This window comes from Rhodanobacter fulvus Jip2 (assembly GCF_000264315.1).
Classification (GTDB): Bacteria; Pseudomonadota; Gammaproteobacteria; order Xanthomonadales; family Rhodanobacteraceae; genus Rhodanobacter; species Rhodanobacter fulvus.
This window is the reverse complement of record NZ_AJXU01000053.1, coordinates 1-5,656: the sequence shown is the minus strand read 5'-3', so window position 1 is coordinate 5,656 and position 5,656 is coordinate 1. Positions and strand designations below refer to the sequence as shown.

Here is a 5,656-nt window from a genome sequence, read left to right as displayed (position 1 = left end):
GTGGCTGCGGGCTTGCTGAAAACGGGATTCAGCGCGGCCGGAATGCATTCGTCGGAAAGTTCACACTGATCCCTGTTTCTCCTTTTTCCCCCGGCCCCCCTTTTTCGCGCCCCCTTTCCCCGGCCCCCTTTTGGTCTGTGTGGAATCGACATATATCAAGAGAACTCTATTTTGCACTCTGACAGAGGAATCGAGCGGCCATCAGAGACCACCAACTGATCGCCTTCGATTCGAGCAAGAAGCAAGCCTCGAGCATTTGCTCCTGCTTCAACAGCCTCCCGCCAACCATCTATGTCTCCGTGGTAGGACAGAGCATGGAATCGACGGTTATCCGATAGATAAATTGTGCAACTGTCAGATACAACGCCACCGCTAGAAGCTTCTATTAATCCAGCGGAATCCAATAGAGCATTAAACTGCTTCTTGGCCTTGTTCTTTCCATCATCTTCGTAGTAATGAAACTCAACTCCCTCAACAGGGCTTAGACCAGGGAGTTCGCGCTCCCCACGCCGCTCAATTTTTCCGCCAAGAATTTCTTCCAGCGCATCCCGATCGCCACTCATTACACGCCTCATTTTGTCGTAGGGGTAATTACAAATTTGAACTTTTTAACGCCGGCATCGGTAAATATTTTTGAATAGTAACTGGCCAGCTCGGAACTGTTCGTATGATAGATGACGCCACCATCAAAGCCCGAAGAGTATTTTTTCGCTTGATCCACCATTTTCGTCTGCTCCGCCACTGACCAAGGCTTCGAGCCTGAGGGGCTCGCAGGATTCCGAAGAGAGCTGCCCCAGTCATCTACGAACTTGGCCTCAATGGCAGAAACAGGGGTCAGTGTGGACTTTTCGATGGGCGCATAAAGTACACACTGACCCCTGTTTTTGAAATGTCGCCAAGATTTACTCTCTTAGCCACCCCTCTTTGCTTATTCGCCATACTTGAAATCGATACCTATTTTCATATTTTTTACATCCAAATTTATTTCACATTCTGACCAAATTTTTTCTCCTGACGAAAGATTGTTTTTCGCAAAGAAATTCCTCAGCTTGACGAGGGTGTCCGTTAGATCTCCAACAGCACGGCTATCTGGATTAAACCAACTTAAGCCTCCAACATCATCAATGTAATCAAATTCATACCGACCACCATCATTATTTGGAAAAATTTTTGCCCTTACTGTTATCTTCTGGGCATTCACTGGCCCAGAATCAACTAACAATTGACCAATTTCTTGATACAAGACCTGATCGTCCACTAGCCACCCCCGGGGGAATTTTTAAAATCTATACTTACAGGTCGCCCACCGCCAATCGAGTATTGAACTACAAATCTATCCGGCCTAATGTCTCCACCAGAATAAACAGGCTCAATTTTCACACTTACTGACTTACCCTCCTTGAGTGCGGACGACCATTCATTTTCCATAGTCTTCCATGCACCCTTATTTAAATTTCCATTCATGGGCAGGAGATTCAACTTTTCTCCAGGCCCTTCAAATATGCTCGCTATCAGGTGACCGCCCTCGTCCCCAAAAAACAGGGGTCAGTGTCTGAGGTTTCCCCACGAATTCATGCCGGCACGCCCAGTTGATCCAGTAGTTGTGGACTCGGGTGTCGTAGTTGATCGACGAGTTCGCTCAAGCACGTACTGGACCATCGTCGCACGAGTGCCTCACGACCCAGCCGCATGACCGAGTAGAGCCGTCGTCTCGATCGGAACGGCGCAAGCCGGGCGTCGATGCCAGCGGCTTCGCACGCCATGCCCACGAGCCAACTGGCAAACGCGGCCATCGCGCTGAACAGCAGGAGCACTTCGATGCGCGCACATTTACGTGTGAGGCTGTCCTCGAAACCCTGCCCGTAGCGATGGGATTTCAGATCCCGGAACGACAGCTCGATCTGCATGCGTCGCCCGTACAGCGTGATTAGCTGGCGGGCATTTAGCCTCAGCGAGGGCGATGCCACCAGCAACCACGGTTCGCTCTCCCGTTGGGCGTTCTTGCGGCTGTTGGAATTGCGCGCTGGCACGCCTTGCCGATTACGATGCTTGCGTCCTTTGGGTGGCTTGGCATGCAACACCACGCGCGCCGTCAGGGGATTGCTGCGTGCGATATCTATCAATCCGAAATCGCGCGGCTTGCGTGCTGCCAAGGCGTACATGGCTTTGCACGTCACCCATTCATCGGGCTCATCGGGCACCTCGACGGGTTTGAGATACGTCGTATTGCGCAAGCGTCCCAGCCACTGCCAGCCCATCGCCTCGACGGCTCGGAACCATGGCCCACGGAAGCCGGCATCGGTCACCAGAATCGGGCGCACGTCATCGGGCAATACCTGCGCCAGGCGTTGTAGGAACCGCTTTTCAGCCTTCGGCGAGCCTTGTTGCCCGTTGGGAAACACCATGTCCAGGATCGGCAGCGAGCGGCCACCCACGGGAATCGCTGCGCGCAGTAGATGCCAGCTTCGATCAGACTTCAGATCCGACCAATCAATGACGATGGTGGGCTGCTTGCTACGCACCAACCAGCGGGTCATGGCCTGGTAGATGTGTTCGCGCTCGGCATGCAGATGGCGGTTGCTCAATAGCCGATCCAGCGCCTTGAGCGGCGCGCGGGTTCAATGCATGCGCTGCGCAACCGCGTGTTGCTGCGTGCTGTCGAGGCGGTGGTTCACGGCAGGCGTCTGACGCTGATCGATCTGGCGCGATCATGGCCCGGCGCGGAACGCCGAGTGCGTCGCGCAGGCACTTTTGCAATACTTCGGTCGCACGCATGGTGTGGTCTCCTCTGGCTTCGTAACCCGTGAGGAATGACCGCATCATGCGCGCACTGTTCCTTCAATCAGCGCGCAACGTGTTGATTGATCGAGGGGATTCGTGGGGAAACCTCAGACACTGACCCCTGTTTCGCACCCCCCTGTTTCGCACCGTTTTCAAATCATTGTCGTGGCTTATTTCGACCAAACCAGCGCGTGAACAATCCGACCGTCGGTGCCGAGGCATCCATCTCGTTTGAAGCTACTTCCGCAGACGGATTGCTCTCCAACACTTTGGACTTCAAATGAGTGGTCGCCTCGTCGGGGCGCAACAGGTCACCGGGATAATTGGGATGCCTCAAACACAAACGATCATCCAAGCCAAATGCCTTCACCGCCGCGACAGCCTCGATGCACCAGTACCCGAAATAGCCGCCTTCAAGCTTGTGAGAGTTGTACCAGTAAGGCCGTTCATAGACCGCCGCATCCTCGGAAAGCCCCATCTTGGGCGACCGATTGAGCTCTTTGTACCACTTGTCCACAAAGACAAGTAGCAACGTAGGTTGCTTTTCTGACGTCGCCAACACGGCCTCAAATAGGCGCTGATAAGGCTTGGGATGACAAAGCTTTTCACCAATACGACGATCTGGTTGACGCGTGGCGATGATCCTGTCGAGCAGAGCATCTTCGCCTTCATTGCCGATCAATGCCAAAAGTCGCCACCACAAGTCATCTGAAATATTAAGCGACAACGCCAAACCCACCAGCCAAAAACAGGCGATGTAGTGATCAAGATTTACTTTCCATGCATGGCGTGTGTATTGCTGTTTTTCCGTCCAAACGTTCTTGCCCAGACGCTCCGCCTCTTCCCAAACAGTAATCAGCGGTGAAAAATATTGCAACAACTCATGGATTGAATCCCCTCGAGAATATTTCCGAAGGATAAGCGAAATATACTTATTCGATATGTCGTATACATATTGCGGTCGATATAATGGGTTTCCGGGAGGCTTCTTGGTTTGTTCCAAACTTTTTTGGATGGAATTAAGATTAAATTCGATCCACTCGTTAAACCAAGCCTCGCTCTTGCATGCATCTCGTGTCATCGAGAGCTCCCGAATAAACTAGAAATTTGCTTTGGCATGAGCTTTCCATCCTTTCCAAGAACGCCGATGGTCACCTTTCCATAAGGGTCTGTATGGACCACCCATTTCTCGACACGGCCAGCGTCCATCGCGTCCACTACGGATTGTGCGTTCCGCTCGCCCACCGCTTGAAGAATCCGGTCCCTGCCGGTATTTGTACCCAACAACCAATCATCGCTCATCTGCAAACCATCAGCGGTCTGCTTGAGCGTTGATGAGCCGAATTTATACTCGATAACTACGTAATCCACGTCTGACCGGTTGACCTTCAGCAAGTCATCAATGCCGTTCTGCCCTACCTCTGGTAGGCGACCGATACGCTGGCCATCAGCGACAAGGCTATCCGCCAACGTGCCGCCAAGAACTTCTCCTACGACGCCTTTCTGAGCGTTGGTCAAGCCTTTGAAACTCATCAGTGGCTTACCGTCTGTACCAAATACGCCTCCTGCTTTAATCAGGAAATCGTAGTTGGTGCCCGCCCAATCCGCGGCCTTCTGCACCAACGCGCCGCTTTTTATCGCCTCCCCCACTTCCCCAATAACCTTCCCGGCCTTGGTCGTTACCGAAACCCCCAGCTTTGCCACGCCGCCAGCAGCCTCCACCGCGCCAGCTACATCAAAGATCAAACGGCCGACTTCGACGCCCGCGGTCACCGAACCATCCCAACCCGCATCCTCGTAGGCGGTCGCCATGCGATCCACGCGTTCCGCGTACTCGTCGGCGAGAGCGTCCCCCACGGAAGCACGAAACGCTGGATCATTGAGAATGGCCTTGACGCCCGCCAGCGTCTCCGCAGGGCTACCTATCGCCTTGATGATCCCCGTGCCCATGTCGTAGGCGCCGATGCCCAAGCCCGCTCCTACGCCTACCGCATAGCCGATGTTCTGTTCACCACTGATAGCCGACCATTTCGCGTTGACCTGCGCCAGACACGCAACATTCAGGCCGCAGGCATCCTTCTCCTGCTTTTCCATGTCCTTCTGTTTATGGCTGAGGTAGTTGTACTGCGCACCGTCAATAGCGGTGGCGGCGCCGGCACCGTCGCCCAAAACACCTCCGACGAGGGCCGCCGCCCAGGGCAGATTCTGCTCACCCAGTTTGTTCACCAGCAGCGGCGTCAAGACTTCACTGCCACCGGCTCCCAAGGCACCCTGTAACGCATTACCACCGCCCAGGTCTGCCACCACGGCACCCACACCCATGTGCAGAAGGGTGGTGTTTGTACTACCGGCGTCCCACGCATGGAAATCCTCCAATGCCTTATTGCCATCGGCCAGCGCCTGTTGCATGCCGGCTTCATCGCCATTTGCTTGTGCTTCGGCATAGGCATTTTGTGCCGCCGTAATGCGATCTGAGGCGTCCTTTTGCTTTGACTGGGCCCACTCGCCCACCGTTCGCATACCTACGTAACCGGCCGCCTGCCCTAGCGCCTGCTTCTCCTTGATCTTGTCCACATCAAAATCGTTGCTGACGCCATTGCCGTTGAGCGCCGTCGCGCTGCGATCGATGCCACTCAGATCCTGGTCCGGGTTGTCACGCACGATGATCGTGCCCTGCGCGATGCTGCTTTGCGTATCGCTGCTATCACTGCTGCCCTGCGGCACAGCCACGTTCAACATGGCGCCCATGGCGTTGCTTTCCATGTTGCTGGCGGCTGAGCTACTGCTGCTGTACGAGAAGCCCATCTGGCTCGCGCTGCTGTGGGCGCTGTTGTGCAGGTCGTTGACGACCAGGCTGCCGGTGTCCAGCAGGTTC

At 54.5% G+C, this 5,656-nt stretch carries 4 protein-coding genes and 2 pseudogenes; all 6 read right to left on the bottom strand.

Features of this window, described 5'->3' with window-relative positions; translation table 11 throughout:
• Positions 1-155: 155 nt before the first annotated feature.
• On the bottom strand, positions 156-563 hold the full coding sequence (locus UU9_RS17605) for a hypothetical protein (RefSeq protein ID WP_083838985.1): 408 nt from the start codon (positions 561-563) through the stop codon (positions 156-158).
• A gap of 365 nt (positions 564-928) precedes the next feature.
• The gene (locus UU9_RS17600; RefSeq protein ID WP_156804289.1) at positions 929-1,258 is read right to left on the bottom strand and encodes a hypothetical protein; all 330 of its coding nucleotides are present in this window, start codon (positions 1,256-1,258) and stop codon (positions 929-931) included.
• Complete coding sequence (locus UU9_RS18565) at positions 1,258-1,542, bottom strand: DNA/RNA non-specific endonuclease (RefSeq protein WP_083838984.1); 285 nt, start codon at positions 1,540-1,542, stop codon at positions 1,258-1,260. The genes UU9_RS17600 and UU9_RS18565 overlap by 1 nt, the downstream gene beginning before the upstream one ends.
• A gap of 29 nt (positions 1,543-1,571) precedes the next feature.
• Positions 1,572-2,775: pseudogene (locus UU9_RS12765) on the bottom strand (IS4 family transposase).
• Positions 2,776-2,938: 163 nt separating this feature from the next.
• The gene (locus tag UU9_RS12760; RefSeq protein WP_007082169.1) at positions 2,939-3,862 is read right to left on the bottom strand and encodes a PoNi-like cognate immunity protein; all 924 of its coding nucleotides are present in this window, start codon (positions 3,860-3,862) and stop codon (positions 2,939-2,941) included.
• Positions 3,859-5,656: pseudogene (locus UU9_RS18175) on the bottom strand (hypothetical protein); the annotation flags it as partial. The gene UU9_RS12760 and the pseudogene UU9_RS18175, both read right to left, overlap by 4 nt.